Raw genomic sequence first — 22,471 nt, 5'->3', positions numbered from 1 at the left:
CCCACCTTAGCCAAGTGAGAATGGAGAGCGGAATTTAGGATGAAGCGAGAAATAGGGCGCATCGTTTCTGTCCTTCGCAGAAAGTTGCTGCTAACCCGTGGCAGGTCTCCTGGCTCAAAGATGGCACTTGCGTGCCCAGCCGCATTCCTTCCCCAACAATTCGCTGAGTGGTACTGTGCGCGGCTACTCTCTGTTACAGTGGCGGGACCGCGCCGGACTTGCACCGGCTTCCCTTTTAAGCCCTGAAAGGGCACCCCGAATCAATGATCTAATGATCAATAATCAATGGATCAGTCTATTTGTACCACGCTGGCATGATCGAGCCCGCACGTTGCTGCGCTGCGTCAAACACGGTCAATTGCGAAGCTGTGTCCATGCGCTGTCTCGTTCTGCAAGCCAGCCGAAGAGAAATCCCAGCGTCGCCCACAGCACAGTCTGCATCTCCAGCGATGCGACACGAAATCGCCACATCAGGGTCACGGGAAAGCCCGCGGGAACCTCGTCGAACTCCGGCAGAAAATGGCAGACGGCTCCCATGATGACGACAAAGAGCAATGCGGAGAGCAGGGAAGCGTTCCAGGCTCCAAAGTGGCTGCGAAGACGGTGCCCAACCTGAAACGAAATAACCATCGCGGCAATCGAGAACGCCATCAGCAGAAAATACGCCGCAGTGCGTATTCCGATCGTGTCGGGATTGCCGACCGAAGGTGGATTTGCCGGGTACTTGAGAGCGGGAACGAGAACGATAGCAACAAAGGCCATGCTGGCCAGCAGAGCTGCAAGCGCGCGAGGACTGGCGATGCGAATTCGGCCGCGAGCGAAGGCGAAGACGATCCCGAAGATGCCGCCGATAGCGGCTCCGTACACGACCGTGCCTGTGAGAAGGCCGAAGCCACGCTGAATCTTGCGGCTCACCATCTCCGGTTCGGCAGCTTTGCCTTCAGCACGGTCCATGCCGGTTTCAAAGGCGATGGCGCGCTCCACCTGCGGCTCACCGATACACCGGGCAAGCGCAAAGACGAGCAGGCCGGCGACGATGCCCACAAGCATCCCGCGCACCAGCAGCGTGCGAGTCATTCAATGCGCCTTAGTGGCAGGGAAAGCCGAGGAGGTGACGCCCGTCGTGTACAAACTCGTGGACACCGCGGCCATGGATGAGCGCCGTCGCACCCTGCTCCGCTCCGACGAAGTAAATCGCGAGCAGCATCAGGAGTCCGCCGAAGATTGCCCAGGGCAATAACTCGCGCACCGGAATGGCGGGAACAAAAATAGGCTCAATGGCAATGGAACCGGCTGCCGACTGCGGCATGATAGAAACCTCCAGGGATCGTGCGTCCCGATGCAGAGCTCAATTGTGGATGAAGGAAGGTCTGACTCTCGAAGATGCTCCGTCGATCACAGCGGCGCGACCGTGCCGGACTCACACCGGCTTCTTTCCTTCGTTTCAAAAGCTGATTTAACCCTATGTCTCCGTATGATTGATGTCAAGCTCCAGGAACGTGCTTTGTGATAGCACTCCAAGAGAGATCGCAGGGAACCGGAGCGGAGAAACGAATCCAGTGACAGCACGATTGACGCTCATCACCCACGCACCGACGAATGCCCAGCGCCAGGCAGCCTTCCCACTCGATGAACCGGTTACGGATCAGGAGCTCGCGAAAGTAGCCGCGTTTAATTGGATCGCGCCCAGGGCGCAACAAACCCTGTCAGGCCCTGAATTGCGAACTCAACAGACCGCCCGCGCTTTGGGTTTGTCCCCTATAGTCGAATCCGGCCTGCGCGATTGCGACTATGGCTCGTGGCGTGGACGCGGCATCGAAGAGGTTCAGTCCGAAGATCCGGAGTGTATCGTCGCCTGGCTCAGGGAACCCGAGGCCTCTCCGCATGGAGGCGAATCCATCGCGACCCTCATCGGCAGGACCGGCCGCTGGATGCAAGAGATAGAGCAGGAGGGTCAGCGCGATGCGGGGCATGTCCTAGCCGTGACGCACCCGGCGGTGGTGCGCGCCGCCATCGTCCACGCATTGGTTTCACCGCCGCAGACTTTCTGGCGGATCGATATCGCGCCGCTATCGCTAACCGACCTTCGCTTCAATGGCAGCGTCTGGACTGTTCGCTCGACTGGCTGTTCTCTGCAAAGGTCGCATCAGGCAAAAGAAGAGGATAGTTTCTAGGCGTAACGTTCGAACTATCGCAGTCCCGATTTTCGCCGGACGGAACTACTTCCGCTCACTGGCAAAGTAGGCGATGGCCGTGAGGAGAGCCGTAACCAGGATCCATACGATCTGGTACCAGTAGAAAAAAGGGAAACCGAAAAGCTCGGGTGCCGACCGGGCATAGAACGCGGGAAAGAGCAATCCGATCGACGGCAGGATCAGGATCCAATACCACGCAGACCGCGATTTAGAGCGGGGCGAACTCACCCCAGGATTGTAGCGCGGCGACGGCTCGCGCCACGAGCATTGAATCTTAGAAAAACTCCCGTTCATGCCGGTGATAGCCCTCGACCTTTTGCTTGCTGCTGTACATGGCGGCGTCCGCGACCAGCTTCAGCTCGTGGGCGTCTCCTCCATCCTCGGGATAGATTGCGACGCCGACGCTGGCGCTTCCCTGGAGGATGAGGTCGTCGATGACGAACGGCGATTCGAAGCAATTTTCCAGTCGGCGCGCGATCTCTTCCGCCTCGCTGCGGTCGCGCACGATGGGAATGAGCGCGATGAATTCATCTCCTCCCACTCTTGCTAGCGTGTCGCGGCTGCGCAGCCGGTCGGTGAGCCGTCTCGCCACCTTCTGCAGAAAGACGTCGCCAATCCGGTGTCCGTATTGATCGTTGATCCTCTTGAACCGGTCGAGATCGATATAGATAAGGGCGAAGCGCTGTTGGTGGCGCTGCGCGCTGGTAAGAGAGCTGGAGATACGGCACTCCAGCAGAAACCGGTTGGGAATCTCGGTGAGCTGATCGTATTCCGAACGATGAATGAGATCTTCATAAAGCCGGCGATTGTCGATAGCCAACGCGGCCAGGCTCACTCCCAGGTCGAGAAGCTCGCTGCCTGCGAGAGGATCGCCGGGTGGGTGAACTCCATCCAGAATGAAGATGCCGAGTTGTTCACCGCTGCTGGAATGAATGTCCCGCCGTGTGTGAGGCATGCCTTCGACCGGCAAGTCGACGCCCCGGGTTTTGTTGCATCCTAAAATGCCGCCGTTGTGGGGAACGCACCAGCAGCAGAGGCCATTCATCTGCTCGCTGATGAAGCTGGTAATCATGCCCAGCACCTGCTCCAGAGGCATGGAGCTATTGATGGCTTCCAGAACCCGGCCGCGCTCCCTCTCCACAAAAGCCCGCCGGCGCTCACGCGCTGCCTCTTCTTCCATCGTTCGGCGCAGAATGTCCGTCTGCTGGCGCATGCGATGGCGCAGAATGGCGCCCCAGGTGAGCGCGGCAACGACTGAGCTGCACAGCGCACACAGAACGAAGAGCAAATGGCGTTCCGTCCACCAGCCAGGAAGTGTTGCAACGCTGACGAGACTCGTCAACGCACGATTGGCTGGCTCCCAGGCAGCAAGGGCCGCAGAGAGAGGGGGGGCTGCTCTGAAAACCATAGGCACAATGTCATCCATGAGAACGTATTGCTCGGTGCTCTTTCAATGATGCTCGTGTCTACCAGGAAGATCATCCATTTCCGGTTGGATACGAAAAACTTTTGTCACAGCGATACTGCTTCGACTGATGTCTGTTGCAAACGTCCATGCTGCGAAGCGATGGAGATGATCCAATACTCCTATCCTCGGCGTCAGGAGACGACACCCGAAGACGGCACCAGAAGACGCTGCGGGCCTTCTGAAGTTGCGAGTCAATCCAGAAGCTTTTCTTCCCCGGTGATCCGGATGGTGTTGCCAAGCTGAGAGTCGAGTGCTGGTCGACTACTCCGGAGATTCGCTTCCACACCGGACAAGAAATCGGGCTGGTTTTCCATCTGCGAACGATGCCGACGCTCTGGCAACAGTGTATATGAGTCGATGCATCTGAGGGTTCTGATTCCGTTTTGCCGGTTGCCTGCCGTTCTTTTGGAGAGAATCTCCTGCGGGCCGCGCATGCGGCGCAACCTGGGAGCGGGGAGCGTGTTATTCAACAGTGAGCGATGGGTGATTCAAGCCGCAGGCGAATATGATTTATGCCATCGCAAACAGGAAAACACTCACGAAGTACGAAGAAGAAAGGAAATTCAAATGAAGAAATGGATGCTGGCTCTGGTTGCCACCGCGATCTTGGGAACAAGTGCTGCCTTTGCGCAGATAGTGGTGCGGGTTGCACCTCCGCCGCCCGTCGTCGAAGCCCGGCCGATTGCGCCTAGCCCCCGCCATGTGTGGATCGATGGCTATCACCGTTGGGATGGTCATCGTTACGTCTGGGTAGGCGGACGCTGGGTAATCCCGCCGCGTCGCGGAGGGGTTTGGATCCCCGGTCATTGGGATCGCCGTCCCGGCGGATATATCTGGATTCAAGGACACTGGCGGTAGGCGATTCAACGCTTTGCGGGCGCCATTACAGACATCAAAATGGCGCCCGCTGAGACCCGGGATTGACTTCGCCTCTCCATTTTTTGACAGCGTGGAACGGGAAGGCCATGCTCTCCGCCCGAGCCAACCGTTTACACTAAAAGAAGTATGATTCCGACACTTGAATGGACCTCGGAAGGCGTTCGCTTTCTCGATCAGACCAAGCTTCCCCTTGAAGAAACCTATGTTCTTGCCACCAGCTACCAGCAGGTAGCCGACGTGATCACCACCATGGTGGTTCGCGGCGCGCCGGCAATTGGTGTTGCTGCAGCCATGGGCGTAGCGCTAGGCGTTACTAGAAGCCAGGCTGCGACGATCGGCGACCTGTCGACCGAAGTGCGGCAGATCTGCCAGGTGCTGGCGGCAACGCGGCCCACGGCAGTCAATCTCTTCTGGGCCATCAGCCGCATGGAAGAGCTCTTCTACACGCTGGAGCGCAAGCCGGACGCGACCATTGACGGCATCCGCGCGGCCATGATCGCCGAAGCTCTCAAGATGTACGACCAGGACATTGCTGCATGCCGGTCGATGGGTGCGCATGGGGCATCCTTGCTTCCCAAAGAAGGCGGGGTGTTGACCCACTGCAATGCGGGCGCGCTCGCCACCTGCGGATACGGCACGGCTCTGGGCGTTATCCGGAGCGCGGTCGAGCAGGGAAGCAAAATCCAGGTTTTTGCCGACGAGACGCGGCCCTTTCTGCAAGGCGCCAGGCTCACGGCCTGGGAGCTGATGCACGACGGCATTCCGACCAAGGTCATCTGCGACAACATGGTGGCCAGCCTGATGCGCAGGGGCAAGATTCAGGCGGTGATCGTCGGCGCGGACCGGATCGCGGCGAATGGCGATGTCGCTAACAAGATCGGCACCTATGGCGTAGCGATTTTAGCCAAGGAGCACGGCGTTCCGTTTTATGTCGCGGCGCCCTGGTCGACCATCGACCTGGAAACCGCGCACGGAGACGACATTCCCATTGAGGAGCGGGCAGCTGTCGAAGTCACGCATCACGCTGGGAAGCAGCTCACTCCGGACGGAGTCGGAGTCGAGAATCCGGCCTTCGATGTCACGCCCGCCAAATATGTAACTGCCATCATTACTGAACGCGGCGTTCTGCGAGCTCCTTATACCGAAGCGCTGCAGAGTCTAGAGACGGCGGCAGTCAACGGCTAGTTCGTCCTCCGGTCCTTTTGCGTGCTTGCGAAAGGACCGAGTGCTTTCTGGGCTTACTAAATCCATCCCGCATAGGGAAAGAGCAGCAGGAAGAAGATCATCGCCAGCGCCATCACGTCCATGTAGAGCAGCAGCAAAACCCCGCCATGGTAGAAGCTCCAGCGAAGCCTCAGGCAGCGCAGCGTTTCATAGGTGCCCCATAGCGCGGTGAAGGCGGGAAAGACAATCGGCCACGCGGGATGAGCGTGGGGGAAGCCGGAAAGAACGAAGGCGGCCAGCAGGCTGCCCAGCACAGTCACGGTGCCGCGCACCAGCGAACGAGCCCGGAGATTGAAGACAGCGTAGGGCATGGGGAAACTGCTAAGATCAGACGCCAATGAGTACTACTCTATCGAATCCGGGCGATTCTTCGCCGGTCTCGGCTGCTTCTCCGAAAGTTGCTGGGGTCCCGGCTCCCATTTCAGCCGAAATCGTCAAACGCGAGCGTATCGTAACTCGCGTAGCGCGTGAATTGCGCGACGGCTTCTACGTGAATCTCGGCATTGGCATGCCTACTTTAGTTGCAAACCACGTCCCGGCTGGCGTCGAGGTCGTGCTCCAGTCCGAGAACGGCATGCTGGGCGTGGGGCCTTATCCGGTCGAAGGCACCGAGGACTCAGACCTCATCAACGCCGGCAAAGAAACAATCTCCGAGCTGCCCGGAACGTCCTATTTTTCCAGCGCAGATTCTTTCGCCATGATTCGCGGCGGCCATATCGATCTCAGCATCCTGGGCGCGATGGAGGTCGATGAAGAAGGGAACCTGGCCAACTGGATGATCCCCGGCAAGATGGTCAAGGGCATGGGCGGAGCCATGGATCTGGTGGCCAGCGCGCGGCGCGTCATCGTAGCCATGGAGCACACCACCAAAGACGGTCGCCCCAAGATACTAAAGCGCTGCACGCTTCCCATCACCGGACTGAAAGTCGTGGATACCATCGCCACCGAGATGGCGTGGATCAAGGTGACTCCCGAGGGCCTGGTGCTCGAAGAGATAGCTCCCGACCTCACCATCGAGGACGTGCAGCGCGCCACAGAAGCCAGGCTGATCGTCAGCCCGGCGATCAAGCAGATGACCTCGTAAGGAGCGCAGCACTGAATCGTCCTGGTTTTCCTTTTCGTCTATTCAGCACGGCAATCCTGTGCCTCCTCGCCGCTGCCGCCTCCGCCTGGTATATGCGGCAGGTAGGAGGAGTCGATTGCAATCATCTGGCTCCCCTGACCGTCCTTGCAACCATCGCCGCATTTCTGATGTCGATCTGCTTTCGCCAGATGGCCAGGCACAAGGAGCGCTCCCAGCGCTGGTTCCTCGCCGTATGCCTGCTGATCGCCGCGACTACGCTTTTTTTTGATTTCCGCTACGTACGACGCTACCGGGATATCTGCGATACGATCCAGCAGCGATTTCATCCCGCGAAGTGAAGCTCAGTCCTTCGGCGTCACATCCTGCCCAGTGGCTTTGCCCATCGCGCGCAGGTAAGCATCGAGCGTCGCCGTCTCTCCCATGATGAAGCGAGTGACAAAGCGAAAGATGGGATTGTAGATCTCTCCATCTTCCGTGATGCGCACCTCGGTTCCATTCGAAGTTGGACTCAGAATGAAGCTCCAGCTACCGGAGTAAGGAAGATTCGGAGTCGCAATCTTGCGCTGGATGGAGTGCGGCGGATCGATGGCCAGCAGTTCGTACGTTATTTTCTCTCCGCGCCGGCTGGTCTCGCGTTGCAGATGACGGCCGCTGCTGTCGGGCACATCCTCGCACTTTGCAACGTCGGGCCGCCATGTCTGCGACCCGGCAATCAGTGTGAAAAGCTGCTCAGCGCTGGCGTTGAAGTGAGCGCTTCGCGAGCTCACATGGCGTTTCGGAAGCAGCGCGCCGGTCACGACAACGATCAGGATCAATAGCACCAGCGCCGCGATGATAATCATCAGAATCTTCATCTTTTTTGTTCCTTCTTTCGCTCGCGCAGCACGATGCGCGCATATTTCGCCAGGCTCTCGATACCGTGTAACGCGCCCTCCATCTCTTCTGCGCGCATCCTGCGCAGAATCTGCCGCACCAGCTCCGGATGCAGCAGCGCATTCTCCTCGCGTACCCGCACCCCGGCCCGCGTAAGCGTGAGCGCAACCGAGCGCGTGTCCAGTGCATCTTTCCTGCGCGCCACATAACCGCCGCGTACCAGCCGCGAAACCGTGATGCTCATCGTCGAGCGGCTTACACCCATGTGCTCGGCCAGCTTAGAAAGCGTTGTCGGCTGCTTCTCGTCCAGATGATCGAGCACGCTGGCCTGCCGCTCCGTAACCGTGTTGCCGCCGCCATCCTCGCGCACATGTTTGCGATGGCACGCGAGAAAGATCGCGGGATAAGCCTGCTGAAGGCGTCTGACTTGCAAATCCAACATAGGCGAAAGCATGCTCGCGATGGTTTGATTCGTCAAACCAAAAAAGGACTGGCCGTCCTGGCGTGCGCACCGGTGGCGCGTGTATCTTCGCTTCCTTCGGTCGCTTCACCCTAAGTTGGGTGCCCATCCTTCACTGCACTATCGTGAAGGGTGGGAGACCGATGCACTATCCGCAAATTGAGATCTAGATAGCCGCAGGCCGCCGCACCGTGCGCCGCTCGATGCGCTTCTCGTAGCGCTCGCCTTGGAGGATGCGCTTCACATAGATCCCGGGCGTGACGACGTGATCCGGATCGATCTCCCCGGGTTCGACCAGCTCTTCGACTTCGGCGATGGTGATGCGCGCGGCGGTGGCCATCATGGGATTGAAATTGCGCGCGGTCTTGCGATAGACGAGGTTGCCTGCCGTGTCGCCCTTCCATGCCTTGATCAGCGCGAAGTCTGCGCGCAGCCAGCTTTCCAGCAGATAAGGCTTGCCATCGAAGATGCGCGTCTCCTTGCCTTCTGCAACCAGGGTGCCAACGCCGGCCGGCGTGTAAAAGGCCGGAATACCCGCGCCACCGGCGCGAATGCGTTCAGCCAGAGTGCCCTGAGGAACGAGCGTGAGATCGAGCTCTCCCTTGATGACCCTCTGTTCGAGCAACTTGTTTTCGCCTACATAGCTGCCCATGTGGGAGACCACCATGCCCGTCTCCAGCATGCGGCCTATTCCGAAGTGGTCGATGCCCATGTTATTGCTGATGGTGTGCAGGTTCTTGACTCCCCGCTCTACCAGCGCGGCGATGAGATTCTCGGGGATGCCGCTAAGCCCGAAGCCCCCAACCATGATGGTGGCGCCGTCCGGTATGTCTACGACCGCCGCTTCGGCGCTGGGATAGACCTTCTTCAACGTAAGCTCCCTTCGATACCACGAAAAGTCTCGACTACGCGTACCGGGAAGAATACGCGAGGGCATTGGAGGAACGCCAACTCGTCTCGACCCACTCATCCCGTCCGATCAAACCCAAGCCGGAAGATGGGCGAAAATCTTCAATGAGAACGCGGACTGCGATAGGATGGCTGCGGGCTGGACACTTCATAACCAGCATCCAAATCAGCATCCAAGAATGATCGTCACTACTGATCGGAACCGAGGAGCGTAGCAATGTTAAAAGGATTTCGCGATTTCATTCTCCGGGGCAATGTCGTCGATCTGGCCGTCGCTGTCGTCATCGGCGCGGCGTTCACCAGCATCGTCAACTCCATTGTTGGCGATATCATCAACCCGCTGATCGCAGCGATCATCAAAAAGCCGAACTTCTCTTATCTGGTAATGACCATCCACAGCTACGGCTGCGTCGCAACCAATGATCCAAAGGCGACGAATGCCTGCGCCGAGATCAAGTACGGCAACTTTCTCAACAACGCCATCTCCTTCCTGCTGGTGGCCGCGTCGGTATACTTTCTTGTGGTCTTGCCGCTCAATACCCTGCTGAAGAAGTTCCATCCCGCGAAGGCCGAGCCGCCCAAGACGCGCCCCTGCCCCGAGTGCCTCAGCGATATCCCGATCGAAGCCAAGCGCTGCTCGCACTGCGCTCAGCCGGTTCTCGCCGTCTGATTTTGGCCGCCCCCGATCAGCTCGACCGTCTGCGCGTGGTACTGGTAGCTACGCGCAATCCTCTGAACATCGGAGCGGCCGCGCGCGCCATGAGCAATTTCGGCTTTTTGCGCCTGCGTGTCGTACAGCCCTTTGACTTGGCATTCCGCGAAGCGCGGTCAGCGGTGGGCGCGCCCGGTCTACTGAGGGATGCCGAGATGTTTTCGACTGTAGCGGAGGCGGTAGCCGACTGCTCCCTCGTTGTTGGCACCGCCGCGGTCGGATCGCGGCAGGTCGAGCAGCCGGTAAAGCGGTTAGAGCAAGGCGCAGGACCGATTCGCACCCACCTTGCTGACCAGCGCGTGGCACTCCTCTTCGGATCGGAGAAGCGCGGCCTCTCCAATGACGACCTCAGCTACTGCCATTGGCTTATGCGTATCCCCACTCGCACCGAGCACGATTCGATGAACCTCGGCCAGGCAGTCGCCGTTTGCCTCTATGAACTCATTCGGACCGATGTCACGCCGAGGAGCGAGCCGCGCCTTGAGTCACCTGCACCCGCGCATGCCGAAGAGCTGGATCGTATGGCTCAATCCTTGCTTGTGGCATTGGCTGTCAGCGGCTACACCAAGCCCGGCACAGAAATAGCAACCGAGGAAAAGGTACGCCGTCTGGTGCGGCGGCTGAACCTGAACTCGTCCGACGCGGAGACGCTCACCGGCATGTTCGCCAAGATGCGAAGAGCGGGCGCCAGGGATTAACCCCGCTTTCGGAATATGCTCAGTCTCGCCTTTTTAGGTGGGGTTGCTGACAAAGTCATAGTCTTGGGAGGGTACGGCCTTCAGGTCGTGTGTAAATCGAGCAAAAGGGTGCGGCTTCAGCCGCTGAGGGAACGCCCGCTCGCATTGCAAAGGTTCGTTATCAATCTCGCCGCCCAGGCGTTTCACTTCATGCTGTCACGCTGATTGACGAGCGTCTTATCGTAGCGGTCGATGCGAATGATCCCAACTCTCGGAAATTCGAGATCAAGAATCGTGTAGATGGTGATGGTAAGCGCCACTGCGTAAACGATCACGTGCAGCCAGGGACGCTTGTTCTGGTCGCCCATGCCGAATCCGGCTACCAGCGAACTGGCCAGGGCGAGAACGAAAAGCAGGATGTAAATCGGCAGCGGCGGGTGGGTCTGCAGAGCGACGGACCGCGTGGTGGTGATGTCGATCATGTCGTTGAGCGACGACAGCACCAGCGAAAGCACCGCCGGGTTCGAATCCTGCCGGGCAGCCGCAATTGATTCCGACCATATCTTCATCTGCAGAGCATTCGACTCCGAAAAATCCCTCGCCGCCTTCCCCGGATCGTCATTCAAATCGCGATAAAAGGCGATGCGATCATCCACATACTGGCGAAAATCCTGACGCAGCTTCGGCTGTGCTGCAGCAGGCAGCAGATCAACGCGGAGCCACGCCGTACCGATGGCGTTGGTCTCCTGCACGATCAACTGTCGTCGCGCCTCGAAGCGCGCATCCGCTCCGGAGAACGCAAACGCCAGCAACAGTCCCAACAGCCCGAAGATCGCGCCGTCGATTACGCTGAGACCGCTGCTCGTTTGTTCCTCCCGCTGGCGCAGACGGATGCGCCGACCGGTCTCTATGCCGGCCAGCAGCAGCGCCATGAGGAAGAGCGTGAGCAGCACGAAGACCGTCATCCGCTAATATCTCCAGCTGGTCAAATCGGCTCCGGCCGGAGCCGTCTTCTCGATGCGATCGAGAATCTTGGGCAGATACATGGTGTTGTAATGCAGTCGCGAATAAGCATTGGGCAATGTAGGATCGCCGTTCCAGCAATGCTCGGCACGCGGCCCATAGGTGACTTCACCGTCGTACGGAGGATTGGTGGTGCTCTTCAGGAAGTCTTCCATGCGATACACCGCATTATTCAGAAAGTACGTATCGTCGCTGCCGACGTAGATGTGAATCTTGCCCTGCAGCTTCGGTCCTAGCGTTGCCCAGTTAGTCTCGAGAATGTGCTCGAGATCATAATGTTGACGCCAGTATTCCGCGACATTGTGATCGATCTCGCCCGTCTCCTTGTTGAAGATCGGCTGCGGATATCCATCCTTGCCCACAGGCCCATACACCGCCTGCCAGATATCGAACTGCTCCCCCGACCGGCCGTGATCGCCCAGAGCCAGCTCATATTCGTTGATCTGTTTGGTGGTGATAAAGGTATGCCCTAAGTAGTCGCGCATCGATGGCTGCTCTACCTGCTTATGCGCGCCGTATAGATAGAATGCGTTTTTATCGTCGTAGAGATCGATGTTGGTGTACTCATGAAAGTCGATGGGGTCTGGGCAGGCCGCGAAGCTGCCGTTGTAGTGGTCCGGATAGAAGATCTGCACAGCGAGCGACTCCCACCCGCCCGTCGATCCTCCATAAACGAAGCGCGACCAGCCTGTACCCAGGCCGCGAAACTGCTTCTCGATGGCCGGAATCAGCTCCGTCTCGATGGCCTCGCCGTACGGTCCCACATTGGCGGAATCCACCGCGTAAGAGTCGTCGTAATAAGGGTTCGCATGCTGGATCTTCACGATCAACACACGCGGAAACTTCGGGCTGATCCATTGCTGATAGAACTTGTACGCCTCTTCCTGCTGAATGCGGTTGTATCCGGCCAAATGAAAGCGGTCGCTGTAAACAGGCTTGAGGTTCGGATCGGGTGGCTCGGTGCGGAAGTCGTCAAAGCCATCCACAAAGTGATCGTGAAAGATGATCAGCGGAAAGTGCGCATCGGCATGTTCGTCGAATCCCGCCGGCACCAGCACGATCGCGGAAAGAAACATCGGCCGCCCCCAGAACTTGGTCAGCACCGCGCTCTGAATCTTGATGTGGCGGATATACTTCGTATCCTTCGCCTTGGGAATCGGCGGAATCTCTTTATCAAGTGAAATAGCAATCGCCGCGCCGCCGGCCTTCAGCGTGATCTTCGCCGGCTTGCTCATCAGATTGCCCGGCGAGATATTCCAGTGCTGTCCCTCTCCCTGATCCATGTGCAGCTTGATGACCTTGCCGTCGGCGCGATGAAAGGTCTCGTATTTGTTGAGCACGGCCTGCACCGTGTACTCGCCGGGCGGCACATCCTTCAAGCTCCGCACCGGATATCCGAAGGCATTTTCGTCCACTGTCACCGGCTGGCCCGGCTTCCATCCATCAACCGTGACACCGAAGACCATCTGAGTCTTCGGTGTGTCGTTGATCTGGTTGCGCGGCTCATCGGAATCGTCAGTCGAAAGCACCAGCAGCACGCGCCCATCAAGCGGCTGCGCGCTCAGCGCCGACGGAAAGGTAACCGAGAAGCTCTGCGCCGCAGCGCATAAGCCAGAGAACAGCGTCGCAAGAAAGATCATCGATACACAGCGAATCTTGAGCATGGAGGGAGTGTAATCGATGTGCGGTCGAGAGCGGAGCAGGATGTTACGTGTCTATCTAGGTGAAAAGGCGTGTCAGTTGGATGTGGGGCAATCATCAAAACCGGGAACCCCACATCTCGACTCTGAGATGTGAGATCCCCTGACCCTCAAGCGCTCTTGCGTACCGGAACCTGAATCTCCGTCACATACGACTCATCATCCTGACGCACCGGCATCGATATCTTGAGGTACAACTCGCGGATCGGTCCCGCCACGGAGTATCCATTCTCCGCAACCCAGCGCAACAGCCCGTCATACGCCTCAGGGAGCCGCTGATACGAGCCATTGTGCATCGCCGATGCGACCGTCGTCTCCGGCAACTCGTACACGCTTACGCCGTCCGCTGCCGGCACGTTTTCTTTGAAGTAGAAACCGGCTTCGGCATCCACATCGCTTTCCTTGAACTCCGGATCATGCCAGAGTGCTACGCCGAACTGACACGCTGCCATCGCCGGCCCCAGCGCAGCCGAGAGCTTGAGATAGAGCGGGCCTATCGTGTTGTAAGCGGAAATTGTCTCGCGCACCGAAGCAATCCACTGTTTCGGTGCCGTCTTGAGAATCACCTCATTCGCCATACTTGCCTCCTGTTCGATCAGCCGGATGCGGCTGTTCAGTCTGCCGAGACGTTCGAGTTCCTCTTCGACCCGCTGCTCCTGCTCTGTCTTTCGCAGTAGCAGCATGCCGCGCATCTGCTCGCCTGTTACGCCCGCATCCAGTGCCTGCCCAATCTGCTCCAGCGTGAAGCCGAAGTCCTTGAGCGCGAGAATGCGGTGAAGCCGGGAAAGCTGATCCGCGGAATAGTAGCGGTAGCCGCTATTGGAATCGATGCTCGCCGGCAGCAGCAGCCCCATCTGGTCATAGAAACGCAGCGTCTTGATCGATACCTGCGCCAGCGTCGAGAAGTCGCCGATCTTCAGCATGGATACCTTTGTAGAGTCTCCAGCAACGGGAGGGTCAAGCTTTTTTTAAAAATAAATGGGGACGAGCCAAAGCCCGTCCCACGAAGATATTAAGATTTGAACCGAAATTCTGACGCCGTAACCTCTGCACGTCATTCTGTCGACCGAAGGGAGGAAGAATCTCGACGAACTGGGCCCCACATCTCGATGTTGAGATGTGGGATTCCAAGATCGCCATTACGACCGCAGATATAGCGCCGAAGGCGCAACCGATGGACGCCCATCCTCTCGTTTCTGAGTTGCTGGGTTTCAGCCTACTTGTTCCCGCCTTCCGTACTGCGGATAAAGGTCGAGACCCGATCGTGCAGCTGCTTCAGCGAATCATCCTTCACATAAACCATGTGTCCCGATTCATACCAATCGAACTCGATGTTCGAGGCCAGGCTCTGCGGAATGGGCAGGTGCTTGTCCTCGTAATACGCGGCATAGAACGGTGTGGCGAGGTCATAGTATCCGCCGTTGACCATCACCTTCAGCCGGGGATTGGTCTTCATCGCTGTTGCCAGATCCGCGCTCACGTTAACCGAGATAGGATTGCCGGCGTGTTTGAAGTCCCATTCGTGTCCATCGAACTGTGCTTCGGGCAGATACGTTTGTCCTTCGCCATACTTCAGGTCGCGGCGCACGTAGTCGTTGAAGAGCGCGACATAGGCCGACGAGATCGCCGAGCTCTGCGGATCGTACTCTGACTCCGAGCTCAAAGGATCGAGCGAAGGCCCGGAATAGCGAGTGTCGAGACGCCCGGTGGTCAGGCCCTCGTCATCCTGCAGGTTCTTGGTGAACCCGCCGCCGCTTACGCGCAAGTCGGCCTTGAGCAGATAGGCTACCGAAAGTCCTGTGTACTCGTGCAGCTTCTCTGCCACCTGCTGCTTCTCGCTGGCCGAAAGATCGGTTCCGAGCGCCAGCGCATGAGCGTATTCGCCGAAGGCGTACTCTTCCACTTCCTTGAGGAAAGGCTCCAGCGCCGCAGGCTGATTGGGCAGCTTATGGTGATACCAAGCCGTCGCCGCATAAGTCGGCAGGCCGGTTTCGAAGGGCAGGTCAATCCCCGGATTCAGGCGCGAAGCATCGATGTCCGCTCCAAAATTGAAGATCTGCGACAGCAGAATTACGCCATTCAGGTCGATGCTTTTCTCGTTCTCGAGAATATTCGATACCACCGATGACCGCGTTGTACCGTAGCTTTCTCCGAAGAGATATTTGGGCGAGTTCCAGCGGTTGTATTTGGTGATGAATCGAGCGATGAATCTCGCGAAGGCGTGGCCATCTTCGTCGATGCCCCAGAACGCCTTCTCCTTATCCTTGCCCACCAGCCGTCCGAAGCCCGTGCCCGGCATGTCGATGAACACCAGATCGCTGGTGTCGAGCAGGCTGTCAGTGTTGTCCACCAGCTTGTATGGCGCGCCGGCCAGATGCTGGTCGCTCGAAGTGACCACATGCTTCGGACCCAGCGATCCCATGTGCAGCCATACCGTCGAACTGCCCGGACCGCCGTTATACAGAAAGGTGATGGGCCGGTCTTCCGTCTTCGTCACGTCCTTCTTGAAGTACGCCACATAAAACATGCGCGCGACCGGGGGCTTGTCCTTGGAATCCTTGTCGGAGGCAGCAGCCAATGCGGCATCCGTACCCGGCTGAGGATTGCCATCGGGGCCTAATTGGGCATCAGCATCTTCGGTCGCGCCGACGGTAATGGTTCCTGCGACCGCCTGATAGGCGATCTTCTGTCCACCCACGGTGACAGATCCGTCGGTAGTGGAGTCGGCAGCGATCGTTGGCGTTGCGGCCTTGGCCGTGTCGTCTGCGGCGAATACAGATGTGGTTAGGGCGGCTGCCATGAAAGCAGCAAGCAAAGGAGCAGATTTATGCATCAGGGTTCGTCCTCGGAGGTTGCGCCTCAAGCCTCATGGGCCTGCGCAAACCGTATGCCGAGTATAAAGCGAGAAGAACGGTGCCCAGATTCGGACACTGAGGGATGGGGATGCAGATGGAGAGATGAGGATCTATGGAAGGATGAGGGCCAGCGCTCGACCGGGTGCCCCACATCTGGATTTTCAGATGTGGGGCTTTCGCGAACTTCGATCAATAGCGCCTGAAATGGACCCGCGAGATTACCCTTTCCATGCCCCAAGCTGCTTGCGAAGCATGGCAATTTGGCCGAGATGATAGCTGTTGTGATCGCCTGCTAAAAGCACCTCGCGCAGCACCGTCTGGCCTTCGCCCCAGGGGATTTTAGCGTACAGGTTCGTAGCCGGATTCTGCACCAGTTTTTCGAACTCCGACATGTCTGCCTTGATCGCCTTTACCGATTTATCCCATTCCGCCGAAGACGCAGGAGCTTCGCGCTCGGGCCAGTAGTCATCCGGCCATTTCGGTGCGATGTAATGAGAGTCGGTGCAAAAGGCGAGCAAGTCGCGCACCGTGAAGCGAAGGTGCTCGAGCAGCTCCCAGGTGCTGTGCTGTGTCCCCGCCGGTTTGCTGCCATAAAGTTCGGGAGGCATCTGGTCGAGACAAGTATCCAGATCTGCGTGTGCACTTCCTCCGCGCAGAAACTCGACTAGTTGATTACGCAAGATGGCATCTTCCATGTTGGTGGGTTCTCCCATGTTCTGCTCCGGATCTTGGCTCACAAACAGTGGGATGCCGGATGGCGGGGCTATGGCAATGAAGGATTACTAGATCACGGATCGCCGGTAACGATACTTTTATCGCGTCGTAACCGGCGGATTCCTCAATCGGCCGCGTGTTCTGCCTTGCTGCCGAAGACGTTGCCCATGCGCCGTATCTGAGCGCCAACGCCGCGCAGCTTCTCTTCGATGTGCTCATAACCGCGGTCCATGTGATAAACACGGTCGAGAATCGATTCCCCGTCAGCGACCATCGCCGCAAGCACCAGCGATGCCGAAGCGCGCAGATCGGAGCACATCACAGCCGCTGCCGAGAGCGGAGATTTGCCGCGAATGGTCGCCGTCCGGCCATCCACTTTGATGTTGGCGCCCATGCGCACCAGCTCCTGCACATGCATGAACCGGTTCTCGAAAATATTCTCCACGACCACTGAAGTCCCCTCGACCTGTGTGGTCAGCGCCATGTACTGCGCCTGCATGTCGGTGGGGAAGCCGGGATACTCTTCCGTGGACATGTCGGCGCCCTTGAGATTGCCTTCGCTGCGCACGCGGATCGAATCCTTGCTGGTGATGTCGATGCGCACGCCGCACTCTTCAAGCTTGGCAATCAACGCGCCCAGGTGAGCGGGATTGCAGTTGGCCACGTTCAGATCGCCGCCCGTGATCGCGCCCGCTACCAGAAAAGTTCCCGCTTCGATGCGGTCTGGGTTGATGCGATGCTTCGCGCCGTGCAGCTTGTCCACACCTTGCACCTTGATGACGGAAGTTCCCGCACCCTCGATCTTCGCGCCCATGGCGATGAGCAGCGCGGCCAGGTCGGTAACCTCGGGCTCGCGCGCGCAGTTCTCCATGATCGTCTCACCCTCGGCAAGCACGGCGGCCATCAGCAGGTCTTCGGTGCCGGTCACGGTGATCTTATCGAAGTTAATGTGCGCGCCCTTTAAGCGCTCGGCGCGTGCCTCGATATATCCATGCTCGTAGCCGATGGTCGCGCCCATAGTCTCCAGCCCTTTGATGTGGAGGTCGATGGGGCGCCCGCCGATGGCGCAGCCGCCAGGCATGGCCACGCGCGCCAGACCGGTACGGGCAACTAGCGGTCCCAGCACAAGAGAGGAAGCGCGCATGGTCTTGACGATCTCGTACTTGGCCACAGGATCGGAGAGCACACGGCAGCTGATGCTGGTGCGATGCTGTGCGCGTCCATAGCCAAGCTCGACCTCGGCGCCCATGGAGACCAGCAGCTTGCGCTCAGTCTCGATATCCTGCACCTGCGGAATGTTCTCGAGGACAACCTCGTCTTCGGTAAGGATGGCCGCAGCCATGCAGGGAAGGGCAGAGTTCTTCGCTCCGCTGACGCGAATAGTTCCGAGCAGCGGATTGCCGCCGCGAATGACAAATTTATCCATAACATCCTGTGAGGTGGCACGTCGAAATCGCACGCTCAGATGATAAGTGTAAACGCGAAGAGGGTGCGAAAAAATGCGTGGCAGTGGCTAGTTTGAGGCGGGCTCGGCGTCTGGGGCTGAAAGGCCTTGATCGCTAGCGTGGAGCGGGCTCGGTATTCGCGTCCAGCCACTGCGCCAGACTACCTTCGGAGAGCTTCCCGGCCGCCAGATCATGGAAGACGAAATACGCTTCCTCCTGGCTGGCGATCACTCGGCTGCCATTCCGCTCGATAAACACAAAGGCAGCCATCAGGCCCGTGCGCTTGTTGCCGTCTACGAACGGGTGATTCCGGACGATGCCTGAGCCATAAGCCGCGGCCAGCACGGCGAGCGCTGGAGCTACTTCCGCATACGCCGCGATGTTTTGGGCGCGCGCCATCGCGGACTCAAGCAGCCCCATGTCACGAATTCCCGAAGCTCCACCATGGTGGGTGAGCTGGAGATCGTGAATGGCAAGTACTTCGCGAAGGGTGAGCCAGTAAAGCATTATTGCGCCAATTTGCGAAGAGTATCGCGGTAACGCCGCATGATGTCCTGCGCCGCCTCCATTGTCTTGGCAAACTGCTCATCATAGGGTGAGAGCTGCAAACCGGTAGGCGTCTCCGTGACATGAAGAGTGTCACCCTTCTGAATATTCAGCTTGGTGAGCAGCTCTTTCGGCAGCACTATACCGGCGGAGCTGCCGACCGTGGTTACCTTCACGCTATAGCTCATAAGACCCTCCGCTGACTTCCTCGATCTTTTGAAATTATAACATTCATTATAACTGAGATGCCTCGCTCACTGACTCGAATCCCCCGAATCGCCACTATCCACCCAATAGGTCTTCCGAGCCGTAATCTCCAAATCCGGATATTCTTTCAGCCGTACATCGAGCACGTGCGGACCCGGCACAGGCGACTGCGGACGAAAGCTCAATACATACCGATTCGGAACGTGATTGGAGATGGTCACCAGCCCTCTTTCCAGGCTGTGATCGTTGTTGAACTTGTAGTATTCGCCGCCGGTGAGTCGCGAAATGCTTTCCGGCGCATTGCTCTTGAGCCCGTCCATGCCCAGCTTGACGACCAGCTGCGCGGCCTTCAGCGGAGGCACCAGCAGGCCCAGGCAGTTCCACGCCTGAATCAGTTTGTTCTGATCGGGATCGGCAGGATCTTTGCCCATGCAGCCGTGCGGCGGTCCGGGACGGTCGTCGTTCAAGATGCGCGGCGCCTCCCGCTTGAATTCACTCTTGGTGCTGGAGAAGGCCAGGCTGTAAATGATCGTATTTGTATCGCTGATGCTGCGCACCGTCTCCGCCAGTCCCGCTTGGCTGCCATGATCGATGGTCTCGCTCAGGAGAAGAATGGCGCGTCGATAGGTGGGCGGCTGCTTCCGCAACAAACCGACCGAGAAGTCCACGCCATCGAGAATGGCCGCGCCCTTATCGCCGGGATACAGCGAGTGCAGAGTCGCAGTCACCTCGCTCCAGTCGGCCGTGAAGCCATGCAGCAGGCGCACTTCGCTGTCGAACTCAACCAGCGCGATGGTATGCGGCACATTGCCAACCAGTCCTTCGATGAGCGGTTCTAGATTGCGATAGAGATCCAGTTGCCGCGTGCCCCCGCCACCGGTCTCGAGAGCGACGACCAGGGCCAGCGGCTGCGCATCCGTATCGTCTTCCAACGCGATCTTCTGTTCCACGCCGTTGTCGGTCACCGTAAAGTCGTCGGCCTTCAGCGTGAATACCGGCTTTCCTGACTTGTCCTTGACCAGCGTAGGAACCAGGACCAGAGTGGACTCGGCGCGGAAAGATGGGGTCTCCTGCTGAACAGGAGCTTCTGTCTGAGCCAGGGCAATGCGGGAGAGTGCGGCAAGCGCGGCTGCGGCGATAAGCCTCTTGCAGGATGGTGTGACGCTCAGCATCGGAACACTGCTCCCTGAAGCAAAAATAACCTGAAGCGAAAATACGAGGAAAAGAAAACCCGCCTGGAAAACGGCGGGTTCTGTGTGTCTGAGGAATAGACGAAGCGCTTAGAAATCCATCACCGTATCTTCAATCGCTAACCGAACATTTCCGCCCGATTTCGTAAGACGGCGGACCGCCTCGGGCTTGTCCACGTTGGCCTTCAACATCACCAGGGCTACCGGCACGCTGCGGCCTGCCGACTTGATAACGTCGACTGCGCGCTCGCGATCAATGCCGCAGGCGCGGATGAGAATACCGATGCCACGCTCCACCAGCTTGGAGTTCTGCATGTGCACGTTGACCATCAGATTTTCGTACACGTAGCCGAGCCGCGTCATAGCGCCGGTGGTGATCATGTTGGTGATCATCTTCTGCGCGGTTGCAGCCTTCATGCGCGTAGAGCCGGAGATCACTTCAGGACCAACCTCGGCGACGATGGCGATGTCCGCGGCCGACGCCAGTGGTGTATTCGAATTGCAGGTGATGCAAGCAGTCTTTGCGCCCCGCGCCCGTGCATAGGCTACAGCAGCGACGACGTAAGGAGTGCGGCCACTCGAAGAGAGCCCGATGACCATGTCTTTGCGCGTGGGACGCCGGCGGGCAATGTCACGCTGGCCCAGCTCTTCGGAGTCTTCATTCACTTCGACTGGCGAGGCCAATGCTTTCGGTCCCCCCGCCATAATGTACTGGACGGTCTGTGGCGTAGTCGAAAAGTACGGCGGGCATTCGCAGGCGTCGAGCGAAGCGATACGTCCGCTGGAACCAGCGCCGATATAGATCAGTCTTCCGCCCTCGCGAAGACTGCGAGCCACGGAGTCGATGACCAGCGCGATTTCGGGAAGAGCTTTCTTTACAGCTGCCGCTACTTTGGAATCTTCATGGTTGATGATGCGCGCAATTTCCAAGGCCGACTTGGTATCGAATCCCTGGGATGCGTCATTGGGGCTCTCGGTGAGGAGATCGTGGAGGTGGGTATGGGAGTTGGCTGGCGAACCATTAGGACTTTTTAAGCCAGCTTGCGGTTCAATCATGGTGACCATTGTCGCCTTCGGCATCCAAACGTGTGCTGCCTCATTCTATCTCTCTTAGACGTCTCTGACACCTGAAATCGCTAAACCGTGCAGATAGTTAACATCTGAGGCTACAGGTTACTTAGATGCAAGGAGCGAGGGCATCGTGAAAAGCGGGACGAATCTGCTGAATCGATTTATTCGAACGGTCCGGCCACGTGCGATTCGTGAGCAGCACTGCAGCAAGCTGGCGGACGGGATCAATCCACAGCGATGTGCCCGCGTATCCAAGGTGTCCGATGGATCGAGAGCTGAAGAACTTACCGGAGGAAGATGTCTCGCTCGGTGTATCCCAACCTAAAGCGCGGGTTGTTCCCGCAGGCTCAGATTGGCACGTCGCGAAGAGCGCCACCGTGCCGGGCTGAAAGAGCTGACGGCCATCGTGTGTGCGTCCGCCGGCTAGAATGCACGCAGCAAACTTAAGCACGTCGAGAGCATTCGAGAAAAGTCCGGCATGCCCGGACACACCGCCCAGCTCATAACAATTTTCATCCTGCACCTCGCCTTGGATCACACGATTGCGATAGAGGTAGTCGTGTTCGGTAGGCGGAATGCTGGTCTTCCAATCGGAAGGCGGGCAGTAACAGGTGCTCTCCAGGCCCAGCGGTTTCGCTACTTCCCGCATGAACACCCGTGATAAGTTGTCTCCGCACAGAACTTCGAGCGCCTTGCCAAGAAGAATGAAGCTGATGTCGGAGTATTCAGTCCGCGTGCCTGGTGCCGCTTCGAGCGGCATCGCCAGCGCTCCCCGCAAGACTCCGGCAGGCGTGGAATGCGATGCGAAGAGCTGCCCGTAGCCGGGCAAGCCGGAGGAGTGAGCCAGCAGCATGCGCAGCGTCACACCGATTCTGCGTTTACCGTCGCCGCCCCCGACCACAAAGCCGGGAAGAATATCGCCTAAACGCGCATCCAGACCCAGGATGCCGCGATCGTAAAGCAGCATGGCAATCGCCGTGGTCGAGAGAACCTTGGTGAGGCTGGCCAGGTCGTAAACCGTCGCAGGGGTAACTGCCGCCGCGTCGTTGTCATAGGTGAAAGCGCCAACCGCATCCAGCGCGACGATCGAATCTCCCAGCAGCACTCCATACGATGCGCCAGGGAAGGCGCGTTCAGCGACGCCGCCGAGCAGCACCTCGCGCACAGCGCGGAAGCGCTCGTGTCCATCGGAGGCAGTATCGGGAATGGAAACGGGTGGAATCGGCATCGGAGGCTCTA

The 22,471-nt window shown here is 58.5% G+C and carries 26 protein-coding genes and 1 riboswitch; of the genes, 7 read left to right on the top strand and 19 right to left on the bottom strand.

Annotated features, from left to right (window positions below):
* Positions 1 to 82 precede the first annotated feature (82 nt).
* Positions 83 to 273, bottom strand: a riboswitch (cobalamin riboswitch).
* 81 nt (positions 274 to 354) lie between these two features.
* Positions 355 to 1,077, bottom strand: coding sequence for a CbtA family protein (locus XX99_RS11350; RefSeq protein ID WP_050059519.1), 723 nt, complete (start codon positions 1,075 to 1,077; stop codon positions 355 to 357).
* Positions 1,078 to 1,087: 10 nt separating this feature from the next.
* The gene (locus XX99_RS11345) at positions 1,088 to 1,309 is read right to left on the bottom strand and encodes a CbtB domain-containing protein (RefSeq protein ID WP_050059518.1); all 222 of its coding nucleotides are present in this window, start codon (positions 1,307 to 1,309) and stop codon (positions 1,088 to 1,090) included.
* A gap of 250 nt (positions 1,310 to 1,559) precedes the next feature.
* Here XX99_RS11345 and XX99_RS11340 point away from each other — a divergent pair, with 250 nt between their 5' ends.
* Positions 1,560 to 2,174 (top strand): histidine phosphatase family protein, encoded by a 615-nt coding sequence (locus XX99_RS11340; RefSeq protein WP_050059517.1) that lies wholly within the window; start codon positions 1,560 to 1,562, stop codon positions 2,172 to 2,174.
* A gap of 45 nt (positions 2,175 to 2,219) precedes the next feature.
* Here XX99_RS11340 and XX99_RS11335 read toward each other — a convergent pair whose 3' ends face one another.
* Complete coding sequence (locus XX99_RS11335; protein WP_082125494.1) at positions 2,220 to 2,489, bottom strand: DUF3311 domain-containing protein; 270 nt, start codon at positions 2,487 to 2,489, stop codon at positions 2,220 to 2,222.
* The gene (locus XX99_RS11330) at positions 2,470 to 3,603 is read right to left on the bottom strand and encodes a GGDEF domain-containing protein (protein WP_231581362.1); all 1,134 of its coding nucleotides are present in this window, start codon (positions 3,601 to 3,603) and stop codon (positions 2,470 to 2,472) included. The genes XX99_RS11335 and XX99_RS11330 overlap by 20 nt, the downstream gene beginning before the upstream one ends.
* Positions 3,604 to 4,230: 627 nt before the next feature.
* Between XX99_RS11330 and XX99_RS11320 the strand changes: the two genes are divergently transcribed.
* Together XX99_RS11320 and mtnA are read left to right on the top strand one after the other, a co-directional pair.
* On the top strand, positions 4,231 to 4,521 hold the full coding sequence (locus XX99_RS11320) for a YXWGXW repeat-containing protein (protein WP_050059514.1): 291 nt from the start codon (positions 4,231 to 4,233) through the stop codon (positions 4,519 to 4,521).
* Positions 4,522 to 4,668: 147 nt separating this feature from the next.
* Positions 4,669 to 5,727: an S-methyl-5-thioribose-1-phosphate isomerase gene (mtnA, locus tag XX99_RS11315; RefSeq protein ID WP_050059513.1), complete on the top strand. Its 1,059-nt coding sequence runs from the start codon at positions 4,669 to 4,671 to the stop codon at positions 5,725 to 5,727.
* 56 nt (positions 5,728 to 5,783) lie between these two features.
* On the opposite strand, the gene XX99_RS11310 is transcribed toward mtnA, so the two are convergent.
* A complete protein-coding gene (locus tag XX99_RS11310; RefSeq protein ID WP_050059512.1) occupies positions 5,784 to 6,077 on the bottom strand; it encodes a hypothetical protein in 294 nt (97 codons plus the stop codon).
* A 26-nt stretch (positions 6,078 to 6,103) separates the two neighbouring features.
* Between XX99_RS11310 and XX99_RS11305 the strand changes: the two genes are divergently transcribed.
* Positions 6,104 to 6,850, top strand: a complete 747-nt coding sequence (locus XX99_RS11305; RefSeq protein WP_082125492.1) for a CoA transferase subunit B — start codon at positions 6,104 to 6,106, stop codon at positions 6,848 to 6,850.
* A gap of 92 nt (positions 6,851 to 6,942) precedes the next feature.
* The gene (locus tag XX99_RS27225) at positions 6,943 to 7,188 is read left to right on the top strand and encodes a hypothetical protein (protein ID WP_156185948.1); all 246 of its coding nucleotides are present in this window, start codon (positions 6,943 to 6,945) and stop codon (positions 7,186 to 7,188) included.
* Between the two features lie 3 nt (positions 7,189 to 7,191).
* On the opposite strand, the gene XX99_RS11295 is transcribed toward XX99_RS27225, so the two are convergent.
* The 3 genes from XX99_RS11295 to XX99_RS11285 form a co-directional block, all read right to left on the bottom strand.
* A complete protein-coding gene (locus XX99_RS11295) occupies positions 7,192 to 7,704 on the bottom strand; it encodes an SRPBCC family protein (protein WP_050059510.1) in 513 nt (170 codons plus the stop codon).
* Positions 7,701 to 8,165, bottom strand: a complete 465-nt coding sequence (locus XX99_RS11290; RefSeq protein ID WP_050059509.1) for a MarR family winged helix-turn-helix transcriptional regulator — start codon at positions 8,163 to 8,165, stop codon at positions 7,701 to 7,703. Before XX99_RS11290 ends, XX99_RS11295 begins: the two co-directional genes overlap by 4 nt.
* A gap of 184 nt (positions 8,166 to 8,349) precedes the next feature.
* Positions 8,350 to 9,054, bottom strand: coding sequence for a CoA transferase subunit A (locus tag XX99_RS11285; protein ID WP_050059508.1), 705 nt, complete (start codon positions 9,052 to 9,054; stop codon positions 8,350 to 8,352).
* Between the two features lie 255 nt (positions 9,055 to 9,309).
* Here XX99_RS11285 and mscL point away from each other — a divergent pair, with 255 nt between their 5' ends.
* Both mscL and XX99_RS11275 read left to right on the top strand, forming a co-directional pair.
* Complete coding sequence (gene mscL, locus XX99_RS11280) at positions 9,310 to 9,762, top strand: large conductance mechanosensitive channel protein MscL (RefSeq protein ID WP_050059507.1); 453 nt, start codon at positions 9,310 to 9,312, stop codon at positions 9,760 to 9,762.
* 2 nt (positions 9,763 to 9,764) lie between these two features.
* The gene (locus XX99_RS11275) at positions 9,765 to 10,502 is read left to right on the top strand and encodes an RNA methyltransferase (protein ID WP_050059506.1); all 738 of its coding nucleotides are present in this window, start codon (positions 9,765 to 9,767) and stop codon (positions 10,500 to 10,502) included.
* Positions 10,503 to 10,684: 182 nt separating this feature from the next.
* Here the strand turns inward: XX99_RS11275 and XX99_RS11265 are convergent, their stop codons facing one another.
* The 11 genes from XX99_RS11265 to XX99_RS11215 form a co-directional block, all read right to left on the bottom strand.
* Positions 10,685 to 11,446 (bottom strand): bestrophin-like domain, encoded by a 762-nt coding sequence (locus tag XX99_RS11265; RefSeq protein WP_050059504.1) that lies wholly within the window; start codon positions 11,444 to 11,446, stop codon positions 10,685 to 10,687.
* Between the two features lie 3 nt (positions 11,447 to 11,449).
* Entirely contained in the window at positions 11,450 to 13,144 is a 1,695-nt protein-coding gene (locus tag XX99_RS11260; RefSeq protein ID WP_050060087.1) for an alpha/beta hydrolase-fold protein, read from the bottom strand.
* Between the two features lie 170 nt (positions 13,145 to 13,314).
* Positions 13,315 to 14,127 (bottom strand): MerR family transcriptional regulator, encoded by an 813-nt coding sequence (locus XX99_RS11255; RefSeq protein ID WP_050059503.1) that lies wholly within the window; start codon positions 14,125 to 14,127, stop codon positions 13,315 to 13,317.
* A gap of 293 nt (positions 14,128 to 14,420) precedes the next feature.
* The gene (locus XX99_RS11250; protein WP_050059502.1) at positions 14,421 to 16,037 is read right to left on the bottom strand and encodes a S10 family peptidase; all 1,617 of its coding nucleotides are present in this window, start codon (positions 16,035 to 16,037) and stop codon (positions 14,421 to 14,423) included.
* Positions 16,038 to 16,277: 240 nt separating this feature from the next.
* Complete coding sequence (locus tag XX99_RS11245; RefSeq protein ID WP_050059501.1) at positions 16,278 to 16,772, bottom strand: DinB family protein; 495 nt, start codon at positions 16,770 to 16,772, stop codon at positions 16,278 to 16,280.
* Between the two features lie 125 nt (positions 16,773 to 16,897).
* Positions 16,898 to 18,199 carry a UDP-N-acetylglucosamine 1-carboxyvinyltransferase gene (gene murA / locus XX99_RS11240; RefSeq protein WP_050059500.1) on the bottom strand — a complete coding sequence of 434 codons (1,302 nt, stop codon included), beginning with the start codon at positions 18,197 to 18,199 and terminating at the stop codon, positions 16,898 to 16,900.
* Positions 18,200 to 18,332: 133 nt separating this feature from the next.
* Entirely contained in the window at positions 18,333 to 18,725 is a 393-nt protein-coding gene (locus XX99_RS11235; RefSeq protein ID WP_050059499.1) for a type II toxin-antitoxin system death-on-curing family toxin, read from the bottom strand.
* Entirely contained in the window at positions 18,725 to 18,952 is a 228-nt protein-coding gene (locus XX99_RS11230; protein ID WP_050059498.1) for an AbrB/MazE/SpoVT family DNA-binding domain-containing protein, read from the bottom strand. Before XX99_RS11230 ends, XX99_RS11235 begins: the two co-directional genes overlap by 1 nt.
* A 66-nt stretch (positions 18,953 to 19,018) precedes the next feature.
* Entirely contained in the window at positions 19,019 to 20,143 is a 1,125-nt protein-coding gene (locus XX99_RS11225; protein ID WP_050059497.1) for a VWA domain-containing protein, read from the bottom strand.
* A 108-nt stretch (positions 20,144 to 20,251) separates the two neighbouring features.
* Positions 20,252 to 21,226: an N-acetylmuramic acid 6-phosphate etherase gene (murQ, locus tag XX99_RS11220; protein WP_050060086.1), complete on the bottom strand. Its 975-nt coding sequence runs from the start codon at positions 21,224 to 21,226 to the stop codon at positions 20,252 to 20,254.
* Positions 21,227 to 21,338: 112 nt separating this feature from the next.
* Entirely contained in the window at positions 21,339 to 22,460 is a 1,122-nt protein-coding gene (locus tag XX99_RS11215) for a serine hydrolase domain-containing protein (protein WP_050059496.1), read from the bottom strand.
* Positions 22,461 to 22,471 lie beyond the last annotated feature (11 nt).

This window comes from Silvibacterium bohemicum (genome assembly GCF_001006305.1).
Classification (GTDB): Bacteria; Acidobacteriota; Terriglobia; order Terriglobales; family Acidobacteriaceae; genus Silvibacterium; species Silvibacterium bohemicum.
The sequence above is the reverse complement of the archived record's forward strand: the minus strand, read 5'-3'. Positions and strand labels throughout refer to the sequence as shown.